The organism is Gordonia sp. NPDC003585 (assembly GCF_040610755.1).
Classification (GTDB): domain Bacteria; phylum Actinomycetota; class Actinomycetes; order Mycobacteriales; family Mycobacteriaceae; genus Gordonia.
This window is the reverse complement of the sequence record NZ_JBEXMX010000049.1, coordinates 20805-41404: the sequence shown is the minus strand read 5'-3', so window position 1 is coordinate 41404 and position 20600 is coordinate 20805. Positions and strand designations below refer to the sequence as shown.

The window sequence follows — 20600 nt, the reverse complement described above, 5'->3', positions numbered from 1 at the left end:
GACGGCGCGCAACGCCGACCCCGACGGTGAGTCGGGCGCGGACAGGACGACGGGGACGCCGGCGTCGCCGCCCTCGCGCAGCGCCTGCTCCAGTGGGATCTGTCCGAGCAGTTCCACCGGCGCGCCCACTGCTCGTGTGAGCCGCTGCGCCACCTGCTCGCCGCCACCGGATCCGAACGGCTCCATCCGGGTGCCATCCGGCAGTTCGAGCCACGACATGTTCTCGACGACGCCCAGGATCTTCTGGCGGGTCTGCAGCGCGATGGCGCCGGCCCGTTCGGCAACCTCGGCCGCCGCCTGCTGCGGGGTCGTCACCACCAGGATCTCCGCCCCCGGGATCAGCTGTGCGATGGAGATGGCGACGTCGCCGGTGCCGGGCGGCAGGTCGAGCAGCAGAACGTCGAGATCGCCCCAGTAGACGTCGGCGAGGAATTGCTGCAGCGCACGGTGCAGCATCGGCCCACGCCACGTCACCGGAGTGTTCCCGTCGGTGAACTGTCCGATGGAGATGAACCGAACGTCGTGGCTGATCGGCGGCATGATCATCTTCTCGACCTGCGTCGGCTTGGCGTCGCTGCCGAGCATCCGCGGGACCGAGTGGCCGTAGATGTCCGCGTCGAGCACACCGACCGAGAGGCCTCGTGCCGCGAGTGCGGTGGCCAGGTTGACGGTCACACTCGACTTACCAACACCGCCCTTGCCCGACGCGACCGCATAGACCCGCGTCAGCGACCCGGGCTGGGCGAAGGGGATCACGGGTTCGGACTTGTCGCCACGCAGCTTCTTGCGCAGTTCGGTGCGCTGCTCGTCGTTCATCACGTCGAGGCCAACGCGCACCGTGCCGACACCGGGGACGTCGGCGACCGCGTGCTCGACCCGCTCGGCGATCTCGTTGCGCATCGGACACCCGGAGGTCGTGAGGTAGACCGCCACGTCGACACTCGCGTCGTCGTTGATCGAGACCGACTTGACCATTCCCAGGTCGGTGATGGGTTTGCCGATCTCCGGGTCGCGGACCTTGCTGAGGGCGGCGCGAACCGAGGATTCCGTTGGTGCGACTCCGGTTGTCATCAGCGCCAGTTTACCGGCGGCATCCGACGTGGGATTCAGCGCACCGGTACCGGCGTGGAACGCCCAGCGGACGGGTTCGCCGGCCGTGCGCCCGGATTGGGCGCCGTCCGCTTGGGGCTCGTGCGCGGCTGGCCGGGCAGTGGCGGCAAGGTGATGTCGGGCAGGCAGATCACCACACAGGGCTTGGTGGTCGTGGTGGTGCTCGACGACGAGGACGAATTCGACTTCGAACCGCTCTTGGAGGAGGACGGCTTGGATGGCTTCGACGACGACTTCTTGGAGGACGACGCCGCGTGCTTCGGTTCCGGGATCGGATTGGTCGGCATAACGCCCGTCGCATACGCCCCCGCCCAGGACAACACATTGGCCACGTACTCCATCGAGTGGTTGTAGCGCAGCACCGCGGCGACTTTGTTGCTGTCGTTCATGATGTCGGAGACGCCCGCGCACAGATAGCGTCCGGCCGAGTAGGTCGCGTCGAAGACGTTGTTGGGGTCGGCCTTTCCGTCGCCGTTGGCGTCGGAGCCCCAACTCGCCCAGGTGCTCGGGATGAACTGCATCGGCCCCATGGCGCGGTCGTGCGCAGAATCGCCGTCGATCCGGCCGCCGTCGGTGTCGTGGATGACGGCGTTGCCGGCCAGTGAACCGTCGAGCACGGGACCGGCGATCGGGTTGATGGTGGTGCCGTACTGGTCGACCGACCCGTTGCTCGCGTGGTTGGACTCGATGCGTCCGATGCCGGCCAGCAGGAACCATGGCAGCTTGCACTGCGGGGACTCGGCTCCGAGTCGATTTGCGGCGAGTTTGTAGGCCTGCAGGACGACGCCCGGGATACCGAGCGGACCGCTGGGCAGGTCGGTGGCGATCCGCAACTGCGGTGTCAGCGCAGCCGCTGCCTTGGGTGGTGGCGGAGCGAAACCGAGCACGGTGACCGGCTCGGACGCGACTACCGCGGCGACCACCACGGGTGTCTGTTCTTCGGCAGCGACAGCGGTCACGCCGCCATGCGCACTCGAGGTGGCGGTGCCGAGCACCATCGCACCCACCAGCACGCTGCCGGTGGCGACGCCGATGGCCCGCCGGGGTACCCGCAGCGGGCGACGCGGGCCCTGGGCACGTCTGAAGAGGTCACCTGGCCTCATCGCTTGCCACCCGCCATATCGGCCCCATCCACGATGCCGATCCCGCACGCTTGTGCAGACTCGCTCACGTCAGCTCCGTTGCTCGCACACATCACTCAATTCGCCCCCGACAGCGCATTGGAAAAACGTTGCGGGTCGCGATGCCGAACACGGACGGGCGACCCGAATCTGTGACCCACCATACATATGGGTCGCACGACCCAATGCAGGAACCGTCGCTTTGTGTGCTCACCTGCAGATGATCGGTCCTTGGACCTCGGAAGTTACTCAGACCGCCTTCTGGTGCGATCCGCCTTCGCCGAATCGTCGTCGCCGGCCGCGGTGATGCGTTCGGTCAGCTCGTCGAGCAGGTCGTCGAGTTCCTTGCGCAGGTAGTCGCGGGAGACGGTGTCACCGACGGCAAGTCGGACCGCGGCGAGTTCGCGTGCCAGGAACTCGGTGTCGGCCTTGGTTTGGGCGGCGCGGCTGCGGTCCTCGTCGAGCGCGATCCGGTCGCGATTCTCCTGCCGGTTCTGGGCCAGCAGAATCAGCGGGGCGGCGTACGCGGCCTGGGTGGAGAAGGCCAGGTTGAGCAGGATGAACGGGTACGGGTCCCACCGGATGGAAACCGCGATCAGATTCAGCGCCACCCACACGATGACGATGACGGTCTGGATCGCCAGATACCGGCCGGTGCCGAGGAAGCGGGCGATGCGCTCGGCATAGCTGCCGACGATGTCGGAGTCGAGGTTGAACGAGATCCCTCGACGCGTGCTCGGCTGATCCAGTTTGCGCCCGGACTGCTCGCTCATGAGCGGCCCACTCCGGGTACGTGGGTGCCCAGCCCGACGGTCGGGGTCTCATCGTCGTCGGGCTCGTTCTCGCGCCAGTCGCGGGGGAGGATCTCGTCGAGCAGGTCGTCGACGCTGACGGCGCCGAGCAGATGGCGCTGTTCGTCGACGACCGGCCCGCAGACCAGGTTGTACGTCGCGAAGTACCGAGTCACGGTCTCGAGGGAGTCCTCGGGCCGCAGGTTGGCCAGGTCGGTGTCGAGGATGCCGCCGACGATGTTGGCCGGGGGCTCACGCAGCAGCGCCTGCAGGTGCACGCAGCCGAGGTACTTGCCCGTCGGTGTGGCGGTGGGCGGTCGGACCACGAACACGATGCTCGCAGCGGCCGGGGTGAGGTCCGGATTACGGACGCGGGCCAATGCCTCGGCGATGGTGGTCGACGCGGTCACGACGATGGGCTCCGACGTCATGATGCCGCCGGCGGTGTCGGGGGAATGCAGCAGCAGTCGACGCACCGGTTCGGATTCCTGCGGGTCCATCTCCTCGAGCAGGGCCTCGGCCTCGGTGTTGGGCAGCTCGCCGAGGAGATCGGCGGCGTCGTCGGGATCCATGGCCTCGAGAATGTCGACGGCCCTCGCGCGATCGAGGTGGGCGAGGACGTCGGTTTGGTCGTCGGGCGGCAGTTCCTGCAGCACGTCGGCGACGCGTTCGTCGTCGAGGGCCGCGACGATCTCGTCGCGCCGTTTCGCCGGTAGCTCACGCAGGGCGTTGGCAACGTCGGCGGCGCGCATGCCCTCGAACTGGAGCAGGACCTGAGCCACTCCCTGGCCGGGCAGGTTCAGTGCGCTCTGGGTCAGCCCGCTGACATGCGACCACTCCACGACGTGTGTTTCACCGCGGCGCCGCAAGCCACGACGACCACCCCGGATGGCGACGCGCGACACGACCCAGTCGCGGGTCCGAGTCTGCTCGATGCCGAGATCGATGACGTTCACCTCGGCGTCGGCGAGTTCGGGTAGGTCGGGATCGTTCACCTTGACGTGACTGTCCAGGATCTGACCGATCGCGAGGGCCTCGCCGGGGCGCAGATGCAGGCGTCTGAGACTGACATTGCCGGTGTTCAGGGTCACCGCTTGGGGGTCGATCGAGGTGACGCGCAGCATCGGAACGAAAATTCTTCGGCGAGTGGTCAATTCGACCGCGAGGCCGAGCGCGCGAGGTTGTTGGCCGACGAGTCGGACGCTCACCACCACGTCGCGGACGCGACCGATGGATTCACCATCAGGACCAAGGACGGCCAATCCGACTAATCTGGCCACGAACACCTTGCTCACCGACGCCATGGGAGTAAGGGTAGTGGTAACGGCGCCGCGTGCGGTGTCGCCGACCGTCGTGTTGGGGATGTCGCGCGCCACACGTACAGGTGCGATCCAGAGGAGCCCGACATGACCAATCCGATGCGACCCGGCCAACAGACACCGGGCCTGCCGACTCCGCCCAAGGGCTGGCCGATCGGTTCCTACGCCACCTATGCCGAGGCTCAGCGCGCCGTCGACTACCTGTCCGACGAGCACTTCACCGTGCAGGACGTGACGATCGTCGGCGTCGACCTCATGCAGGTCGAGCGCGTGATCGGTCGGCTCACCTGGGGCAAGGTGATCGGTGGCGGCGTGGTGTCCGGAGCGTGGTTGGGCTTCTTCTTCGGTCTGCTGGTGTCGTTGGTGTTCACCGGCTCACCGTTTGTCCCGATCCTGGTGGGCATCGTCGGTGGCATCATTTTCGGCCTGATCTCGGCCACCATCCCGTACGCGGCGACCCGGGGTCAGCGCGATTTCGCGTCGACCATGCAGCTCGTCGCCGGACGATACGACGTGCTGTGCGACCCGAAGAGCGCGGAGAAGGCCCGCGACATGCTCGCCCGACTGGCGGTCTGAGGACCCTCGAGGGGTTATCCGAGTCCGATGCTGCGCGGACGCTGCCGAGCAGGACACGACCCGATCACAATCGGCGACGATGTGGCACGTCCATGCCGAATGTGTTGCATGTCACGAATCTTGCCGTATAGCGTAGCCCTCCAGACGCTCACGGTGCGGTCACGTCGTGCTGCACCGCGTACGACATCGAGGAGGCTCCGTGCGGAGTTCGGTCAGCGCTGGTGGTACGAGTCGTCGGGGATCCCCAACTGAACAGGCAGGCCCACCAAGACAGGTGGGCGCGACTGAGTCGCGAAAGTCGATGGGAACCAAACGAATAGGGCGCAAGGCCACCGTCGCGGTCGCAGCACTCGCGGCGGCTCTGCCGATCATCAGCGCGTGCGGGGACAGCTACTCACCCGGGGTCATCAACTTCTATTCGCCCGCCGACGGTGCGTCGACCTTCGCCAAGATCGGTGACCGGTGTTCCTCGGAGTCCGGCGGCGAGTACAAGGTGGTCACCACCGTCCTGCCGAAAAACGCCGACGACCAGCGACTTCAGTTGGCCCGACGTCTGGCCGGCAACGACAAGGGTCTCGATCTGATGTCCATGGACGTCGTCTGGACCGCGGAGTTCGCCGATGCGGGTTGGGTGGTGGCGGTTCCCGACCAGGTGGCCGCCGAAGTCACCGCGCGCACCCTTGGGGGTCCGCTGGAAACCGCGACCTGGCGCAAGAAAGACGAAGATCGCGAACGTCTCTTCGCGATCCCGATGTCGACCAACACCCAGTTGCTGTGGTACCGCAAGGATGTCCTCAAGACGATCGGCGCGAGAGGTCCGGCCAAGAACTGGGAGGGGATGCTCGTCGACGCCCAGAAGAGCCTTGCGGACGGCGGACCGTCGTACATCATGGTGCAGGGCAAGCAGTATGAGGGCCTGATGGTCTGGTTCAATTCGGTGCTCGTGAGCGCCGGCGGCCAGGTCGTCGATCCGGAGAACCCCGACAAGGTCACGCTGGTCGACACCCCAGAGCATCGGGCCGCCACCGTGCGCGCGCTGCAGATCATGAAGTCCATCGCCACGGCACCGGGCGCCGATCCATCCCTCACCAACTCCGACGAGGGGTCCTCGCGTACCGGAATGGAGAAGGGGCAGGCCATCTATCAGGTGAACTGGCCGTTCGTCTTCTCGGGGATGGCGACGAATGCGGCGGCCGGGTCGGTCGATTTCCTGCCGGACGTGAAGAAGTACGCGGACCTGTTCGACGCCGACGGGCCGAAGGAGGACACCACCGACGAGCAACTGGCCCCGGTGAATGCCGAGGTACGTAAGGTCTTCGACTTCGCCCAGTACCCGGGGGTCGGCGACCGGCCGTCGCGAACCACCTTGGGCGGATTCAACATCGCGGTCGCCAGCACGTCTGCGCAACAGGATCTTGCATTCAAGGCCGCCCAGTGCATCACCTCGGCGGAATCGCAACGGCAGTTCGCGCTCGAAGCCGGACCGCCGCCGGTGATCGGGGCGCTCTACTCCGATCCCGAGTTCCGGGCCGCCTATCCGATGGCCGACGACGTGAAGGAGCAGCTGGAGGCCAATCGCGCTGCAGTCCGGCCCAAGTCTCCTGTTTACCAATCCATTTCGACGCTGGTCACGGCCAAGTTGAGTCCGGTCGGGCAGTGGGACCCGGAGACGATGGCCGACGAACTCGCTGATGCGGTGCAGAAAGCGATCAACGGGGAGGGGCTGATCCCGTGACAACCGGAGACCACGAACCAGGCAGCGTCAACGAACCAGGCACGGTCGACGAACCAGGCGCCGGTGACACCGGTGACGATTCCCGGCCACGCGCCGGGCGGCACGCACTGCCCGACGACGCTCCGCCGGCGACCGGCGGAATTCCGTTGCGCAAGGACGAGTCCGGCACTCCTCCAGTGCACTCGGACATCTGGACCCCGCCGGCGTCCGCCGGGCATGCCGAACCGCAGAATGCCGACACCGTCGCGTCGCCGACGGTTGCCTCACCGGCAGCTGCGGTCCCCGCATCGGCCGCCACCACCGCTGTCGCCGAACGGACCGCCACACCGGAAACCCCGAGTGCCGGAGGCAAGATCAGCGAGGGCAAGTCCGCGGAGCGCCGGCTGGCCTTCTGGCTGGTCGCGCCCGCGGCGATCATGATGCTGCTCGTCACGGGATATCCGATCCTCTACGCGGTCTGGCTCTCGTTGAACAAGGCGAGCTTGTCGGCGCCGGGTGAGCGGGAGTTCGTCTGGTTCAGCAACTACGTCACGGTGCTGACCGACAGTTATTGGTGGACGGCGTTCTCGGTGACGCTCGGGATCACGATCGTGTCGGTGGCCATCGAACTGGTTCTGGGTATGGCGATCGCACTTGTCATGCACCGCACCATCTTCGGTAGGGGCACTATTCGCACGGTTGTGTTGATCCCGTACGGCATCGTCACCGTCGCGGCGGCGTTCTCGTGGTACTACGCCTGGACCCCGGACACCGGATACCTGGCCAACTTGCTGCCCGACGGGACCGCCCCGCTCACCGAGCAATGGCCGTCCCTGGCGATCATCGTGCTGGCCGAGGTCTGGAAGACGACGCCGTTCATGGCGCTATTGCTTCTTGCGGGCCTGGCGCTGGTACCCGACGACCTGCTCAAGGCTGCGCAAGTCGACGGTGCAGGTGCGTGGACGAGGCTGTGGCGCATCATCATTCCGCTGATGAAGCCGGCCATCCTGGTGGCGTTGCTGTTCCGCACGCTCGACGCATTCCGCATCTTCGACAACATCTACGTGTTGACCAGCGGATCGAACAACACCTACTCGGTGTCGATCCTCGGTTACGACAACCTGTTCGGGGCGTTCAACCTCGGTGTGGGCTCGGCGATCTCGATCCTCATCTTCGTCTGCGTCGCGATCATCGCGTTCATCTTCATCAAGGGATTCGGCACCGCCGCCCCGGGTAGCGACGAGGAGGGGAGGTAGTTCATGAAGCACAGTGCGAAATCCAAGGCGTGGTGGTCGATCGCCAACATCTTGGTGATCCTGTACGCGGTGATCCCACTGCTGTGGATCATCAGCCTCTCCTTCAAATCGCCGGCGACGGTTCTGGACGGCAACTTCATCCCGCAGGAGTGGACGCTGGAGAACTACAAGGGCATCTTCGACACCAGCTCGTTCACGTCGGCCCTGCGTAACTCCATCGGAATCGGACTGATCACCACGCTGATCGCGGTGATCCTGGGCACCATGGCGGCCTATGCCGTCGCCCGGCTGGACTTCCCCGGAAAGAAGCTGCTCATCGGGGCGTCCCTGTTGATCGCGATGTTCCCGCAGATCTCGCTGGTGACACCACTGTTCAACATCGAGCGTCGTCTCGGCCTGTTCGACACCTGGCCGGGACTCATCCTGCCGTACATCACCTTCGCGCTGCCGCTGGCGATCTACACGCTGTCGGCCTTCTTCCGGGAGATCCCCTGGGAGCTGGAGAAGGCGGCCAAGATGGACGGCGCCACCCCATGGCAGGCGTTCACCCGGGTGATCGCGCCGCTGGCCGCGCCGGGCGTCGTGACGGCCGCGATCCTGGTGTTCATCTTCGCGTGGAACGACCTGCTCCTCGCCCTGTCGCTCACGTCGACGGAACGAGCGATCACCGCTCCGGTGGCCATCGCCAACTTCACCGGTTCGAGTCAGTTCCAGGAACCCACGGGATCGATCGCCGCCGCCGCCGTGGTCATCACCATCCCCATCATCATCTTCGTGCTCTTCTTCCAACGTCGAATCGTGGCCGGACTCACCTCCGGCGCCGTGAAGGGATAACCCATGGCAGAGATCGTTCTGGACAACGTCACCAAGAAATACCCCGACGGTTCGACCGCGGTCCACGAGGTGAACATCGAGATCGCCGACGGCGAGTTCGTGATCCTCGTGGGGCCCTCCGGGTGTGGAAAGTCGACCACGCTCAACATGATCGCCGGCCTCGAGGACATCACCTCGGGCGAACTGCGCATCGGTGGTCAACGGGTCAACGAGCGTGCGCCCAAGGACCGGGACATCGCCATGGTGTTCCAGAGTTACGCGCTGTACCCGCACATGTCGGTGCGCGACAACATCGCCTTCCCGCTCACCCTGGCGAAGATGTCCAAGGACCAGATCGCGTCGAAGGTCGAAGAAGCGGCGCGCATTCTCGACCTCGGTCAATACCTGGATCGTAAGCCCGCCAACCTCTCCGGCGGCCAGCGCCAACGTGTGGCGATGGGGCGCGCGATCGTGCGCTCGCCCAAGGCATTTCTCATGGACGAGCCGCTCAGCAACCTCGACGCCAAGCTGCGTGTGCAGATGCGTGCGGAGATCGCCCAGTTGCAGAACCGACTGAACACCACCACGGTCTACGTCACCCACGACCAGACCGAGGCGATGACGCTCGGCGACCGTGTGGTGGTCCTCCGCGCCGGCTACGTTCAGCAGATCGGGACACCGCAGGAGCTCTACAACCACCCGGCCAACGTGTTTGTCGCCGGCTTCATCGGCTCGCCGTCGATGAACTTCTTGCCGGGCCGACTCGGCTCGGCGGGGATCGAAACCGCCATCGGCACAATCTCACTCGACGATCACCAGCAGGTGGTCTCCCGGGCAGGCGACGTGGGCAGCAACGGCGACGTGCTCGTGGGCATCCGGCCCGAGCACCTCGAGGACGCGGCACTTCTCGATGCGACCACGCGTGCGCGTGGCGGCACCTTCAACGCGACCATCGATGTCCTCGAGTCGATGGGATCAGACACCTACGCCTACTTCAGTGTTGACTCGGAGCGTGCGTCGAGTGATGCGCTCACCGAGTTGTCGGCCGACTCGGGAGCGGATTTCGGTGGCGGTCAGATGATCGCGCGGCTCTCGCCGGAATCAAGGGTCAGCCGTGGTTCGACTGCCGAACTGTTCTTCGACACCGCCAAAGTCGCTGTGTTCGACCAGAGTTCGGGCGCCAACTTGCGCTGATGCGAAGAGTACTGCTTTCGGCCGCCTGAACTGCGGAAATGCGTCATGGCGTGCTCGCAAAATCTAGGGGAAGAGTTTCTTCCCCTAGGTTCGAAGTCGTCCGCGAGATTTTTCTGGGGGAAGACACCAAGGGTAGGGGAAGAAGTCTCTTCCCCTACTTTTTGTGGGCGCAGGTTGCCTGGCACTTCAGCCGGCGGGAGGGACTTCCAGCGCTATCTCCGCCGCCGTCGCGAGTGGTCCCGCAGTTCGTCAAAGATGTCGTCGTCCCAGATGTGCTTGCGCACCAATCGGTATCGCTCGCATGCGACCCACATGTAGAGTTCGGCGTCGCTCTCGAGGTCGGGACGGATCTCGGCGCGGCGTGCCATGCGCACCACCGGCAGGAACTCTTCGCCGAACCATCGTCGCGCGGCGTCGACTCGGCCCAGGTACTCACCGGTCTCCTGGCTGCGCCGAAAACCCCACGCCTCAACGTTTTCGGCGAGCTCGGCGTAGTCGAACGGGTAGGAGAGCCGAATGGCGTCGGCCTGGGCACCGGTGAGTGGAACCCGTGAGAGGAACAGCCGCCGATGGTCTTTGAGCACGAGGTCGGACGGCGCATTGATGCCCTCCGGTGAGATTCGGGTGTGGATCTCGGTGACGTAGGCGTCGATCGTGGTGAAATGTCGCGCGAAGGCGATGGAGACGCGATGGTGCCCGTCGATGACGAAGTGCATCGATCCGATGCGATAGAGCTGGATCGGCGGAACCGACTCGCCCCGTCGCTGGGCTGCTGCGAGTCGTTGCCACCGTTCCCGGATCCGTGATGACGTGGGCCGGAAGTAGCGGTCGAAATCCCTGGTGCGGTCGACACTTCCGACGATCGAGGACACCTCGACCACCTGCAGGCCCAACGCGGTCTCGCCGGTACGGCCGAGAGCGGCGACGACTTCGTCGAACGGCAGGATCGTGTTGACGTCGGCCGGAGCGCGGGTGAACCAGTGTGCGAGACGGGACAATTCGGCCTGTCGGCGGAGACGGGCGAAGTCGTTCTCGGCGTCAGCGTCGGGAAACCCGGTGTCACGCGCCATGTCGTCGTCTCACCACCTCGAACTCGCGCGTGCCCGGCTCGATGTCGAACTCGCAGTAGCCGACCACGTTCATGGATATCGTCGCCTCGCCGACCATGCGGTCGCGTGGTGATCGGCCGTACGGATGGACGTGACCGTGGACCAACAATGTCGGGTCCAGTGACCGTATCAGCGGATGGAAACAGTCGAACCCGCGATGGCACGCGTCGTCGGCGTCGCCGACTCCACGGGCCGGGCTGTGCGTGAGCAGGATGTCGGGGCGGGCATCTCCCCGGGTCAGTGCCGTGGTGCAGCGCAGACGCCAGCCGCGAAGACGCTGCTGGGTGTCGGTGTACTGATTGGGCCCCGGGTTGTAGCGCCGGCTGCCACCGAGCCCGCTGATGCGCAGACCGCCGACGGTGACCGTCCGGCCGTCGGCATTGACGGCACCGTTGGGTCCGGGGTTCGACGTCGGAAGACCGGCTCGCGTCCAGCCGCCCCGACCCTCGCGATACCCGTGCAGATCACGATCGTGATTGCCGGGCACAAAGACGCACGGCGCATCACAGAGCTCGGAGAGGACCTCGAGGTAGTCGAACGGGAGGTCGCCGGCGCCGAGGATGACGTCGGGTTTCGCGTCGAGTCCGACGCCAAAGGTCAGCGATTCCACCACCTCGTCTGCCACCGCCAGAACTCGCACCACCGTTCCCACGTTAGTGTGTGCAAGGTGAGCGAGTCCGTTACCGATACCCTCGGCCGGTTTCTCCGGGATCGCATCGGTGTCGAACCTCAGCGCGCGTCGGTCACCTTTCTCGGTGTTGAACCCGTCGACGTCCTCCGATTCTCCACGTCCGAGCAGGTCGTGTACGTGACGTCCGGCTGCTCGCGCCACCCGATGTCGGACCCCACCGACCTCCACGCCGACCCGGTGCGCGGGCCGCGCGCCGAGTTGGTGGTGCGTATGGCAGCGGGCTCCTCGTTGCCGGGGCTGCACAAGCGGATGGCGACGGTGGCGGCCGCACCCGCGGTGGAAGGGCTGATCCTGGCTGCCGATGCGCTGGTCGACCTGGGTGAACCGCTGTGGGACACGGCGACGAGCACCGCGTTCCTCCTCGACGACGACGACCTGGGAGAAGTCCCTCTCACAGAACCGATGGACTCGATCCGCCTGCTGCGTGCCGTGCCGATCACCGCGAACGAGGCCGCGTGGGTACGCCTCAAGGGTGCTGCTGCATTGCGGGAGGCGTGGACGGAGGCGGGGATCGACGTGACGCACGCGGATCGGTCGTCGGCGAATCCCTGATCAGAGCCAGTGGTGGCGCCGGAACACCCAGAACAGGGTGGTGCAGGCGACGACGAGGCACAGCACGACGGCCGGGTAGCCGTAGCGCCACCCCAGCTCGGGCATGTGCGCGAAGTTCATGCCGTAGATACCGGCGACCATCGTCGGCACTGCTCCGATGGCGACCCACGCCGAGATCTTGCGCATGTCCGTGTTCTGCTGGATGCCGACTTTCGCGGCCGCGGCATCCAGCAGTGAGGTGAGCACCTCGTCGTACTCGACGACGCGCTCGACGACCGTGGTGAGGTGGTCCGCGACGTCGCGCAGATGACGGCGGATCTCCTTGGGGATCAACGGATTGTTGGTGTCGGTGAGTCGGGCGAGCGGCACCGACAGTGGTTGGACAGCGCGCCGCAGTTCGAGGACCTCGCGTTTGAGCAGGTAGACCGGGTCGATGTTGAGCCAGCGTTTCTGCCTGCCGAAGACCGACTCTTCGATGGCGACGACGTCGACCTCCATCCGCTCGGTCACCGCGAGGTAGCTGTCCACCACCTTGTCGGCGATGGCGTGCATGACCGCGGTGGGGCCGAGCGCCAGCCGCTCAGGGCGAGCCTCGAGTTTGCGTCGAACGCCTGACAGGTGGGTGTGGGCGCCATGGCGGACCGTCACGACGAAGTCGGGTCCGGCGAAGATCATGATCTCGCCGGTCTCCACCACCTCGCTGGCGTGTTCCATCGATTCGTGCTCGACGTACTTGACCGTGCGCAACACCATGAACTGGGTGTTGTCGTAGATCTCCAACTTGGGGCGCTGGTGCGCGTGCACGGCATCTTCGACGACGAGCTCGTGCAGACCGAACGCCTCACCGACACCGGCCATTTGTTCGTCGTCGGGAGCATGCAGCCCCAGCCACACAAAACCTTGTCCGGACTCTCGGACCTCGGCCAGCGCCTGTTTGTAACCGATCCGCCCCGGCTGTCGGATGCCGTCGACATAGACCGCGCAGTCCACCACCGCGCGTGCCACCGGCACCGGGATGCGCGGCAGCGGCGGCTTGTCCCGCCGCGGGTAGACAAAGCCGCGTCCGCCCGGACGGAGGTTCGGCATCGAGGGCACGTGATGGATGCTACTCGCGTGGTTGGTCACCGACCCGACCACTGACGGGGCTTCGCGATGGGCGGCGACTTTGTAGGATTCCGTCCGTGTCCTTCGACGTCACGGTCTACACCACGACGCTGATCACCCTGCTGGTCATCATGGATCCGCCGGGCCAGATCCCACTGTTCCTCAGCCTCGTCGGCCACCGCTCGCCCGAGTACCGGCGTCGGGCCGCGTGGCAGGCGCCGTTGGTGAGTTTGCTCGTGATCAGCGTGTTCGCGGTCGGCGGCAAGGCGATCCTGACCTATCTCCACATCGGGATCCCGGCGTTGCAGGGGGCGGGCGGACTGTTGTTGCTGCTGGTTGCACTTCAGTTGCTCACCGGGCTGGGAAATGCGGGATCACCACAGGCCTCCGAGGACGTGAACGTCGCCCTGGTGCCGTTGGGAACTCCGCTGCTCGCCGGCCCGGGAGCGATCGCGGCGGTGATCGTCGGGGTCAGTGCCGTGTCGGGCGATGCGGGCGGCTACCTCGCGATCGCAGCGGCCATCGTGAGCGTGCACATCGTGGTGATGCTGGTCCTGCGCTACTCGACCTATCTCATCCGCATCCTGGGCGTCGGCGGAATCACTCTGCTGGCCAAGATCGCGGGTCTGCTGCTGGCCGCGATCGCCGTGCAACTCATCGCCGACTCGATCGCCGGTTTCATCGCCGAGGGCGTCTGAGTGTTGGGAGGCCACACGCTACGGTGAAGCGGTGGTGAACGGGGCGCTGATGACAAGGCTGACGGCGGTGGGGCTGACCGCTGTGGCGGTGCTCGTGCTGCTCGTCGGCTGTGCGCAGCCGACCACGTCCTCGACGTCCGAACTGCATGTCGGATCGTCGTCGAGCCCCGCGATGCGCGTGATGGCCGAAATCTATGCGGGAGCGTTGCGCAACACCGGCACCGGGGTTGCGCGCGAGGTGATCGTCGGCGACGACCCGGAGTTGCTCGACGCCATGCAGAAGACCGACGTCGACCTGTTTCCGGCGTTCACCGGGCAACTGCTGAGCGTGCTCACGCCCGAGACGACCGCGGTGACCGCCGACGCCGTCTACAACGACGTCAATCGTGCTCTGCCGCAGGGTGTTTCGGTGGGGGACGCGACGCCGGTGTCGGCCTCGCCGCAGGTGGTGGTCGCCACCCGGGTGGCCGAGCCTGCGCAGGTGACCGGTCTCGCCGATTGTGGACGGCTACCGGCGGGATTGACGGTGGTGACGGTCGGTGCGCCCGACGACGCGGTGCTCCGCTCATTTGCCGACGCCGGATGCCGATTCGGGGCAGTCCAAGCCCTGCCGGATGCGTCGGCCGTCGTGGATCGGGTGGCCACCGGGACCGCGGTGGGAGTGCTCACACCCCTGGAATTGTCCGGTGACCGTCGCGGTTCGGCGACTTCCGTTCAGGCTCTGCGGGTTTCGACACCCGATACCGAGGGCGGACCGGTGAGTGCAGTCGTCGCAGCAGGTCCACGTGCCCAGACCCTCGTGCCGGTCTACCGCAGTGCGGCGTTGTCCAGCGACGACGTGAAGACCGTCAACAAGGTTGCCGGCGAGATCACCACGGCCGACCTCGCCGCGATGGCCGCGAGCGTCGCACGGGGGAACGACCCTCACGAGATCGCGGTCACCTGGCTGGGCGATCACGGTCTGTAGTGGTGCGTCTCTAGCGGCCGCGACGACCGACACCCGGCAACGAGAGCCACGTGCGCGGCGAGCGCTGGGGCGTCTCGTGGTCGCCGACCGTGTGCAGTGAGCGGAAACCGGGAACGCGAAGCAATTGTGCGGCCAGGTTGCTCTGCAGCGTGTTGTTGGCGGCGGCACACCCGTGGCAGTGGCCGGTCAGACGGACCGTCACGTCCCCGTTCTCGACGCCGACCAATTCGACGGCCCCGCCGTGTGACGCGGTGTACATGCCAAAGCTTCCGGCGAGAACTGCGCGAACGGCGTCGGCGACCTCCGCGTCGGCGGCCTGGCGGACCGCTTCGCGTTCGTCCGAGGCGATGGCTTCGTGTGCGTCGGGCCATCCACCGGGCGCGGTGAGGATCTCGTGCAGTGCGCCGCGGATGCGCCGACCATCCGCGGCTGCGGTGTGATCGGCGCCCAAACGAGTGCGTACTTCACCGGGTGTCACCCACACCGACTCGACGGTGCCCTCGGCGGCGAGGTCGGCGAGAGGAGTGGGCAGGTCCGCGGCGTCGACCTGGCCGGTCTTGCGAACCAGACCCGGCCCGACGCGCCACCGTACGAGAGCGGGATCGTCGGGGTCGGCCGGCATCGGCAAGAGGACGAGACTCATGGCGGCATCACCCGGTCACCGCGGCCGTGATGGTGTGACCGATGTAACCGGCCACCCACGCGAGGGCGAACATGTAGACCCACGCGATGATCGGCCATCGCCACGAATTGGTCTCGCGCCGCATCACTCCGATCGTCGACATACATTGCAGCGCGTAGACGAAGAACAACAGCATGGCCACGATCGTCGGCGGTGAGAACACGACCTCACCCTTGTTGGGGCCGTCCGTGTACGTCATTTGTTCCAGGGCCGACGTCGGGTCGTCGGGATCTTCAGCAACAGCGATCTGGCCCAGAGTCGACACGACGACCTCTCGCGCCGCGAACGAGCCGAGGATGCCGATGTCGATGCGCCAGTCGAATCCCAGTGGGGCAAACACGGGCTCGACGAACTTGCCGATGGCGGCACCGAAGCTGTTGTCCATCACATACGAACGCGACTCCGCGTCGCCGGCCGCTTCGGCTTCCTCCTGGGTCGCACCCTGCTGGAGTTGTACGGCGACGGTGTCGTTCTTGATCTGCTCCGCTTCGTCCGTGCGGGCGGGCAGCGACAGCAGAATCCACAGCACGATCGACGTGAGCAGGATGATCTTGCCGACCTTGCGCAGGAACATCCGAGTCGAATCCCACACCATCATCAGGACCGTGCGGGCCGCCGGGATGCGGTACGGCGGCATCTCCATGTAGAAGGGCATCAGTCCGCTGCGCAGCGCCGGAGTGCGTTTGAACACCGCCGCCGCCGTCATCGCCGACACCCCGCCGAGCAGATACAGGCCGAACATCACCGCACCCTGCATGCCGAACGGACCGAACTTCGCGTCGGGCGATACCAGCATTCCGATCAGCAGTACGTACACGGGGATGCGGGCCGAACAGGTGGCGAGCGGGGCCGCCATGGTGGTGGCGATGCGATCCTTCGACGACGGGATGCTGCGGGTGGCCATGATGCCGGGGACCGCACATGCGAACGACGACAGCATCGCGACGAAGGCGCGACCCTCGAGCCCGGCACCGCTCATCGCGCGGTCGGTGACGAACGCGGCGCGGGACATGTAGCCGACGTTCTCCATCAGGGCGATGAGCAGGAACACCAGCACGATCTGCGGCACGAACACGAGCACACCGCCGACGCCGCCGATGACCGCGGTGGACAGGAAGTCCGCGAGGATCGGCCACGTCACGTACTCGGTGACCAGGCCTCCGAGCCACCCGAAGAACGACTCGACCAGGTCCTGTAGTGGCGCCGCGACCGTGAAGACCACCTGAAAGAAGCCGAACATGATGCCGAGGAAGACCAACGTGCCGACCACGGGGTGCAGCAGGACACGGTCGACGGCGTTGGTGATGGAGTGCGAGCGGGGTGCTTTGTAGCCGGCCAGTTGCAGGACCGACGCCACCCAGTCCTCGTGTTCTTGGCCGTCGGCGACCGTTGGCGGCGCGACGGCAGGCCTGCTCCACGACTCCGGCGCGCCGAGCAGGGTCCGGACAGACTCGAGGGTCGACTTGCGAGTCCCGATGACGGCCCGCACCGGGACGCCGAGCGCTTCCTCGAGTCCCTCGGGGTCGGCCTTGCCTCCGCGAGCGGCCATTTCGTCGGTCATGGTGAGCACGATCGCGATGGGGATGCCGAGGTTCATCGCCTCTGCGACAAGTCCGAGTGACCGTTGGAGCACCGTCGAGTCGACGACGATCAACGCGGCGTCGGGCCTGTCGGCGCCCGATATCTTTCCGTCGAGCAGGTCGGCGACGACCTGCTCGTCGGGTGAGATGGGCTGGAGGCTGTAGGTGCCCGGGAGGTCTTCGAGATTGATCTCGATCGGTTTGGCGGCTCCGGCACCGGCCATGGCCGGGACCTTCGCCCGCCCGATCGATCGTGTCACGGTGACACCCGGGTAGTTGCCCGTCTTCTGGCGTAGCCCCGTGAGTCCGTTGAACACCGACGTCTTGCCGGCGTTGGGGCTGCCGATCAGCGCGACCGACGGTGCATCCGCCAGCGGCTTCTGGCCGCCGCCACCGTGTTCGTGGTGGTGCCCGCCGCCGGGATCGTGGCAGTCGCTCATGACGCCACATCGCATTCGATGAAGTCGGCTTCGTGTCGGCGGAAACAGATCTCGTAGTCCATCACCCGATAGACGCTCGGATCGCCGAGCGGTGCGCGGCGCATGCGGCACACGGTGGTGCCGTGGATGAAGCCGAGGCTGGCGAGCCGGTGACGTATCTCCGGTGGGCAGGACTCGCTGAATCCGTGTATCCGGGCGCTCTGACCGACGTTGAGTCTGGCCATCGGCATCGTGCTGGCTGCCATCGTCGCAGGCCGCCTTTCGAGGTAAATCGACCCTAACTCGATTTACTTTACGCGCGGGTAGGGCGGTTCTGGTCGCAACAGCGAGTCTTTGGGTCTTTAGCCCCGGAGCCGAACGGGCCGAATGTCACCGGTGGCGAACACGACACAGGGCCGCCTGCGCCTTGCGCGAGCGGCCCTGTGTGACTTGGGTTTTGGGCAGACCTGAGTCCTGTTGGGTCAGTTCACCTTCGACAGTGCCCAGCCGGTCACCTTGGCGGTGACCCACTGGTACTTCGACGCGACGATCCGCACCCAGATGTCGAGTAGCTGGGCGTCGGCGCCGACGAGGATGCGTGCCTTGTTCTTGCGCACACCGTCGATGATGATGTCGGCAGCCTTGGGCGAGGTCATCCGCGCGAGGTATTTGTCGAAGAAGGCGGCACTCGACTGCTGGTCGTGGTCGCCGGACACCGTGGCGTTACGCGCGATTGCGGTCTTGATTCCGCCGGGGTGGACACAGGTCACCTTGACGGGGTGCTTCGCGATGATCATTTCCTGACGCAGCGCCTCGGTGAAACCGCGGACCGCGAACTTGGCGGAGTTGTAGGCGGCCTGGCCTGGCTCGGCCAGCAACCCGAAGAGCGACGACGTGTTCACGATGTGTCCGTCGCCGGACGCGATGAGGTGGGGGAGAAATGCCTTGGTGCCGTTGACGACTCCCCAGTAGTCGACATCCATCACGCGCTCGATGTCTTTGAATTCGGTGCGTTCGATCTCACCGTGATGGGCGATGCCGGCGTTGTTGAACACGGCGTTGACGACGCCGTAGTGCGCGACGACGGTGTCGGCGTAATCGAGTACGGCCTCACGCTCGGCGACGTTGAGGATCTGGCTGTGCACCTGCGCGCCGGTCTCGCGGATCAGGTCCTCGGTGACCTGGAGGCCGCCGGGGTTGACGTCGGAGATCGCCAGGCGTGCACCGCGTTGCGCCAACTTGACCGCGAGGTCGCGGCCCATGCCCGACCCTGCGCCGGTGATGACGACGACCTTGTTGTTGAAGTCTTTCATCTGCTGCTCCTGTCTGCTGGGTCAGGCGGTGACGGTGTCGGTGATTGACGCCGTGCTCGCGGACGTGGTGTCAATGGGCGCCTTCGTCCGGGACACCTCGAAGGCGGAGATGTCGAAATGCTTTGTCGCACGACGGAAGTTGAAGGTGAAGCCGGGCCACAGTGTGGTGATGTTGCCTCTGGCGTCCTTGTACCAGGAGGCGCAGCCGCCGTTGACCCATACGCTGTTGCGCAGGGCGTGCTGGATGTCCCGGTTGAACCCGCGCTGTGCCGACTCGGTCACCTCGGTACGGGTGATGCCTTGGGCGCGTGCAGTTTTCAGGTAGTCGACCAGATAATTCAACTGTGATTCGATCATGTACACCATGGAGGTATGGCCCAGCCCCGTGGACGGTCCGACCATCAGCAGCATGTTCGGGAAGCCGTGCACGAAGGAGCCCTTGTAGCCCTGCATGCCGATCTCGTCCCAGACCGCTGCGAGGCTGCGGCCGTCCTTGCCGACGATCCTGCCGAACACCGGTGAATCGGTGACGTGGAACCCGGTCGCGACCACGACCACGTCGACGTCGCGCGTGGTGCCGTCCACGGTGGCGACGCCGGTGGGGGTGACGCGGGCGATGCCGTCGGTGACGAGGTCGACGTTGGAGCGGTTGATGGCGGGGTACCAGTCGTTGGAGCGCAGAATGCGCTTGCAGCCGACCTGGAAGGCCGGGGTGGCCTTCTTGCGAAGCGCGCGGTCGGAGATGCCGCGGGCAATGTTCGCGCGGCAGATCAGCTCGACGGGTTTGAGTGCCTTCGGCGAGTAGGTCAGACCGAAGGCGGTCGCTTCGTTGGCAGCGTAGATTGCGCCGCGCACGGCGGACTGGAAGCCGGGCACGTTTTCGTAGGCCCAGTGCTCCGCGCCGGTGTACGCGCGCTCGGTGCGGGGGACGATCCACGGCGCTGTGCGCTGGTACACGTCGAGGCGCTCGGCGACCTTCGCGAGCTCGGGGACGAGCTGGATGGCCGATGCGCCGGTACCGATCACGGCGACGCGCTTGCCGGTGAAGTCGTAGTCGGTGTCCCAGCGTGCGGAATGGATGATCTTGCCGTCGAATCCGTCGATGCCCTCGATGTCGGGGAGGTTGGGTTCGCACAGCGGGCCTACGGCGCCGACCATCACGTTGGCGCGGACCTGGGTGGCCTCACCGTCGCGCTCGGTGTCGATCAGCCAGACGCGCTGCTCGTCGTCCCACGCCGCGTGGGTGACCTCGGTGCCGAAGCGCGTGTTGGCGCCGATGCCGTAGGTGTCGGCGACACCGTTGATGTAGCGGTGGATCTCCGGCTGATGTGAGTAGGACCGCGACCAGGTCGGATTCTTCGCAAAGGAGAAGGAGTACAGCTGCGACGGGACGTCGCACGCCGCACCGGGGTAGACGTTGTCGCGCCAGGTGCCGCCGAAGTCGCGGCCCCGATCGAGGATGACGAAGTCGTCGAAGCCTGCCTGCTTGAGCTTGATCGCCGCACCGAGCCCAGAGAAGCCTGCTCCGATGATGGCAATCTCTACATCGTTCGTTGTCATGAAGTCACCATAGGAAGCTACTGAACTCATG

Annotated in this window: 20 protein-coding genes; 8 read left to right on the top strand and 12 right to left on the bottom strand. The window is 65.9% G+C overall.

Annotated elements, in window-relative coordinates; all coding sequences use genetic code 11:
* The 4 genes from ABZW74_RS14925 to ABZW74_RS14910 all read right to left on the bottom strand — a co-directional run.
* Positions 1 to 1071, bottom strand: a 1071-nt coding sequence (locus ABZW74_RS14925) for an Mrp/NBP35 family ATP-binding protein (protein WP_355277143.1), incomplete at its 3' end; no start/stop codon positions are given.
* Positions 1072 to 1106: 35 nt separating this feature from the next.
* Positions 1107 to 2213: a lytic murein transglycosylase gene (locus tag ABZW74_RS14920; RefSeq protein WP_240858951.1), complete on the bottom strand. Its 1107-nt coding sequence runs from the start codon at positions 2211 to 2213 to the stop codon at positions 1107 to 1109.
* 263 nt (positions 2214 to 2476) lie between these two features.
* Complete coding sequence (locus tag ABZW74_RS14915; RefSeq protein ID WP_240858952.1) at positions 2477 to 3004, bottom strand: DUF1003 domain-containing protein; 528 nt, start codon at positions 3002 to 3004, stop codon at positions 2477 to 2479.
* Complete coding sequence (locus ABZW74_RS14910) at positions 3001 to 4326, bottom strand: CBS domain-containing protein (protein ID WP_355277140.1); 1326 nt, start codon at positions 4324 to 4326, stop codon at positions 3001 to 3003. Before ABZW74_RS14910 ends, ABZW74_RS14915 begins: the two co-directional genes overlap by 4 nt.
* Positions 4327 to 4428: 102 nt before the next feature.
* Between ABZW74_RS14910 and ABZW74_RS14905 the strand changes: the two genes are divergently transcribed.
* The 5 genes from ABZW74_RS14905 to ugpC all read left to right on the top strand — a co-directional run bounded on the left by ABZW74_RS14905 (position 4429) and on the right by ugpC (position 9894).
* Positions 4429 to 4917 (top strand): general stress protein, encoded by a 489-nt coding sequence (locus ABZW74_RS14905; protein ID WP_240858954.1) that lies wholly within the window; start codon positions 4429 to 4431, stop codon positions 4915 to 4917.
* Between the two features lie 301 nt (positions 4918 to 5218).
* Positions 5219 to 6652 (top strand): extracellular solute-binding protein, encoded by a 1434-nt coding sequence (locus ABZW74_RS14900; RefSeq protein WP_240858961.1) that lies wholly within the window; start codon positions 5219 to 5221, stop codon positions 6650 to 6652.
* Between the two features lie 107 nt (positions 6653 to 6759).
* A complete protein-coding gene (locus ABZW74_RS14895; protein ID WP_276614977.1) occupies positions 6760 to 7887 on the top strand; it encodes a sugar ABC transporter permease in 1128 nt (375 codons plus the stop codon).
* A gap of 3 nt (positions 7888 to 7890) precedes the next feature.
* Entirely contained in the window at positions 7891 to 8721 is an 831-nt protein-coding gene (locus ABZW74_RS14890) for a carbohydrate ABC transporter permease (protein ID WP_240858963.1), read from the top strand.
* A 3-nt stretch (positions 8722 to 8724) separates the two neighbouring features.
* Entirely contained in the window at positions 8725 to 9894 is a 1170-nt protein-coding gene (ugpC, locus tag ABZW74_RS14885; RefSeq protein ID WP_240858965.1) for a sn-glycerol-3-phosphate ABC transporter ATP-binding protein UgpC, read from the top strand.
* Between the two features lie 212 nt (positions 9895 to 10106).
* Here the strand turns inward: ugpC and ABZW74_RS14880 are convergent, their stop codons facing one another.
* The gene (locus ABZW74_RS14880) at positions 10107 to 10964 is read right to left on the bottom strand and encodes a chromosome partitioning protein ParB (protein WP_240860358.1); all 858 of its coding nucleotides are present in this window, start codon (positions 10962 to 10964) and stop codon (positions 10107 to 10109) included.
* Positions 10954 to 11646, bottom strand: a complete 693-nt coding sequence (locus tag ABZW74_RS14875; RefSeq protein WP_355277135.1) for a metallophosphoesterase — start codon at positions 11644 to 11646, stop codon at positions 10954 to 10956. Before ABZW74_RS14875 ends, ABZW74_RS14880 begins: the two co-directional genes overlap by 11 nt.
* 24 nt (positions 11647 to 11670) lie before the next feature.
* Here ABZW74_RS14875 and ABZW74_RS14870 point away from each other — a divergent pair, with 24 nt between their 5' ends.
* A complete protein-coding gene (locus ABZW74_RS14870) occupies positions 11671 to 12246 on the top strand; it encodes a suppressor of fused domain protein (RefSeq protein ID WP_355277133.1) in 576 nt (191 codons plus the stop codon).
* On the opposite strand, the gene ABZW74_RS14865 is transcribed toward ABZW74_RS14870, so the two are convergent.
* Complete coding sequence (locus ABZW74_RS14865; RefSeq protein ID WP_240860371.1) at positions 12247 to 13332, bottom strand: magnesium and cobalt transport protein CorA; 1086 nt, start codon at positions 13330 to 13332, stop codon at positions 12247 to 12249.
* A gap of 95 nt (positions 13333 to 13427) precedes the next feature.
* Here ABZW74_RS14865 and ABZW74_RS14860 point away from each other — a divergent pair, with 95 nt between their 5' ends.
* Positions 13428 to 14048 (top strand): MarC family protein, encoded by a 621-nt coding sequence (locus tag ABZW74_RS14860; protein ID WP_240860352.1) that lies wholly within the window; start codon positions 13428 to 13430, stop codon positions 14046 to 14048.
* Between the two features lie 49 nt (positions 14049 to 14097).
* Positions 14098 to 15015, top strand: a complete 918-nt coding sequence (locus tag ABZW74_RS14855) for a glycine betaine ABC transporter substrate-binding protein (RefSeq protein WP_355277130.1) — start codon at positions 14098 to 14100, stop codon at positions 15013 to 15015.
* Positions 15016 to 15025: 10 nt separating this feature from the next.
* Here ABZW74_RS14855 and ABZW74_RS14850 read toward each other — a convergent pair whose 3' ends face one another.
* The 5 genes from ABZW74_RS14850 to ABZW74_RS14830 form a co-directional block, all read right to left on the bottom strand.
* Positions 15026 to 15658, bottom strand: a complete 633-nt coding sequence (locus tag ABZW74_RS14850) for a NifU family protein (RefSeq protein ID WP_240860350.1) — start codon at positions 15656 to 15658, stop codon at positions 15026 to 15028.
* Between the two features lie 7 nt (positions 15659 to 15665).
* Positions 15666 to 17717, bottom strand: coding sequence for a ferrous iron transporter B (locus ABZW74_RS14845; RefSeq protein WP_355277127.1), 2052 nt, complete (start codon positions 17715 to 17717; stop codon positions 15666 to 15668).
* Positions 17714 to 17962, bottom strand: coding sequence for a FeoA family protein (locus ABZW74_RS14840; RefSeq protein WP_240860348.1), 249 nt, complete (start codon positions 17960 to 17962; stop codon positions 17714 to 17716). Before ABZW74_RS14840 ends, ABZW74_RS14845 begins: the two co-directional genes overlap by 4 nt.
* A 216-nt stretch (positions 17963 to 18178) precedes the next feature.
* Complete coding sequence (locus ABZW74_RS14835) at positions 18179 to 19009, bottom strand: SDR family NAD(P)-dependent oxidoreductase (RefSeq protein WP_355277124.1); 831 nt, start codon at positions 19007 to 19009, stop codon at positions 18179 to 18181.
* A gap of 21 nt (positions 19010 to 19030) precedes the next feature.
* Entirely contained in the window at positions 19031 to 20569 is a 1539-nt protein-coding gene (locus tag ABZW74_RS14830; protein ID WP_240860346.1) for an NAD(P)/FAD-dependent oxidoreductase, read from the bottom strand.
* Positions 20570 to 20600: the final 31 nt, after the last annotated feature.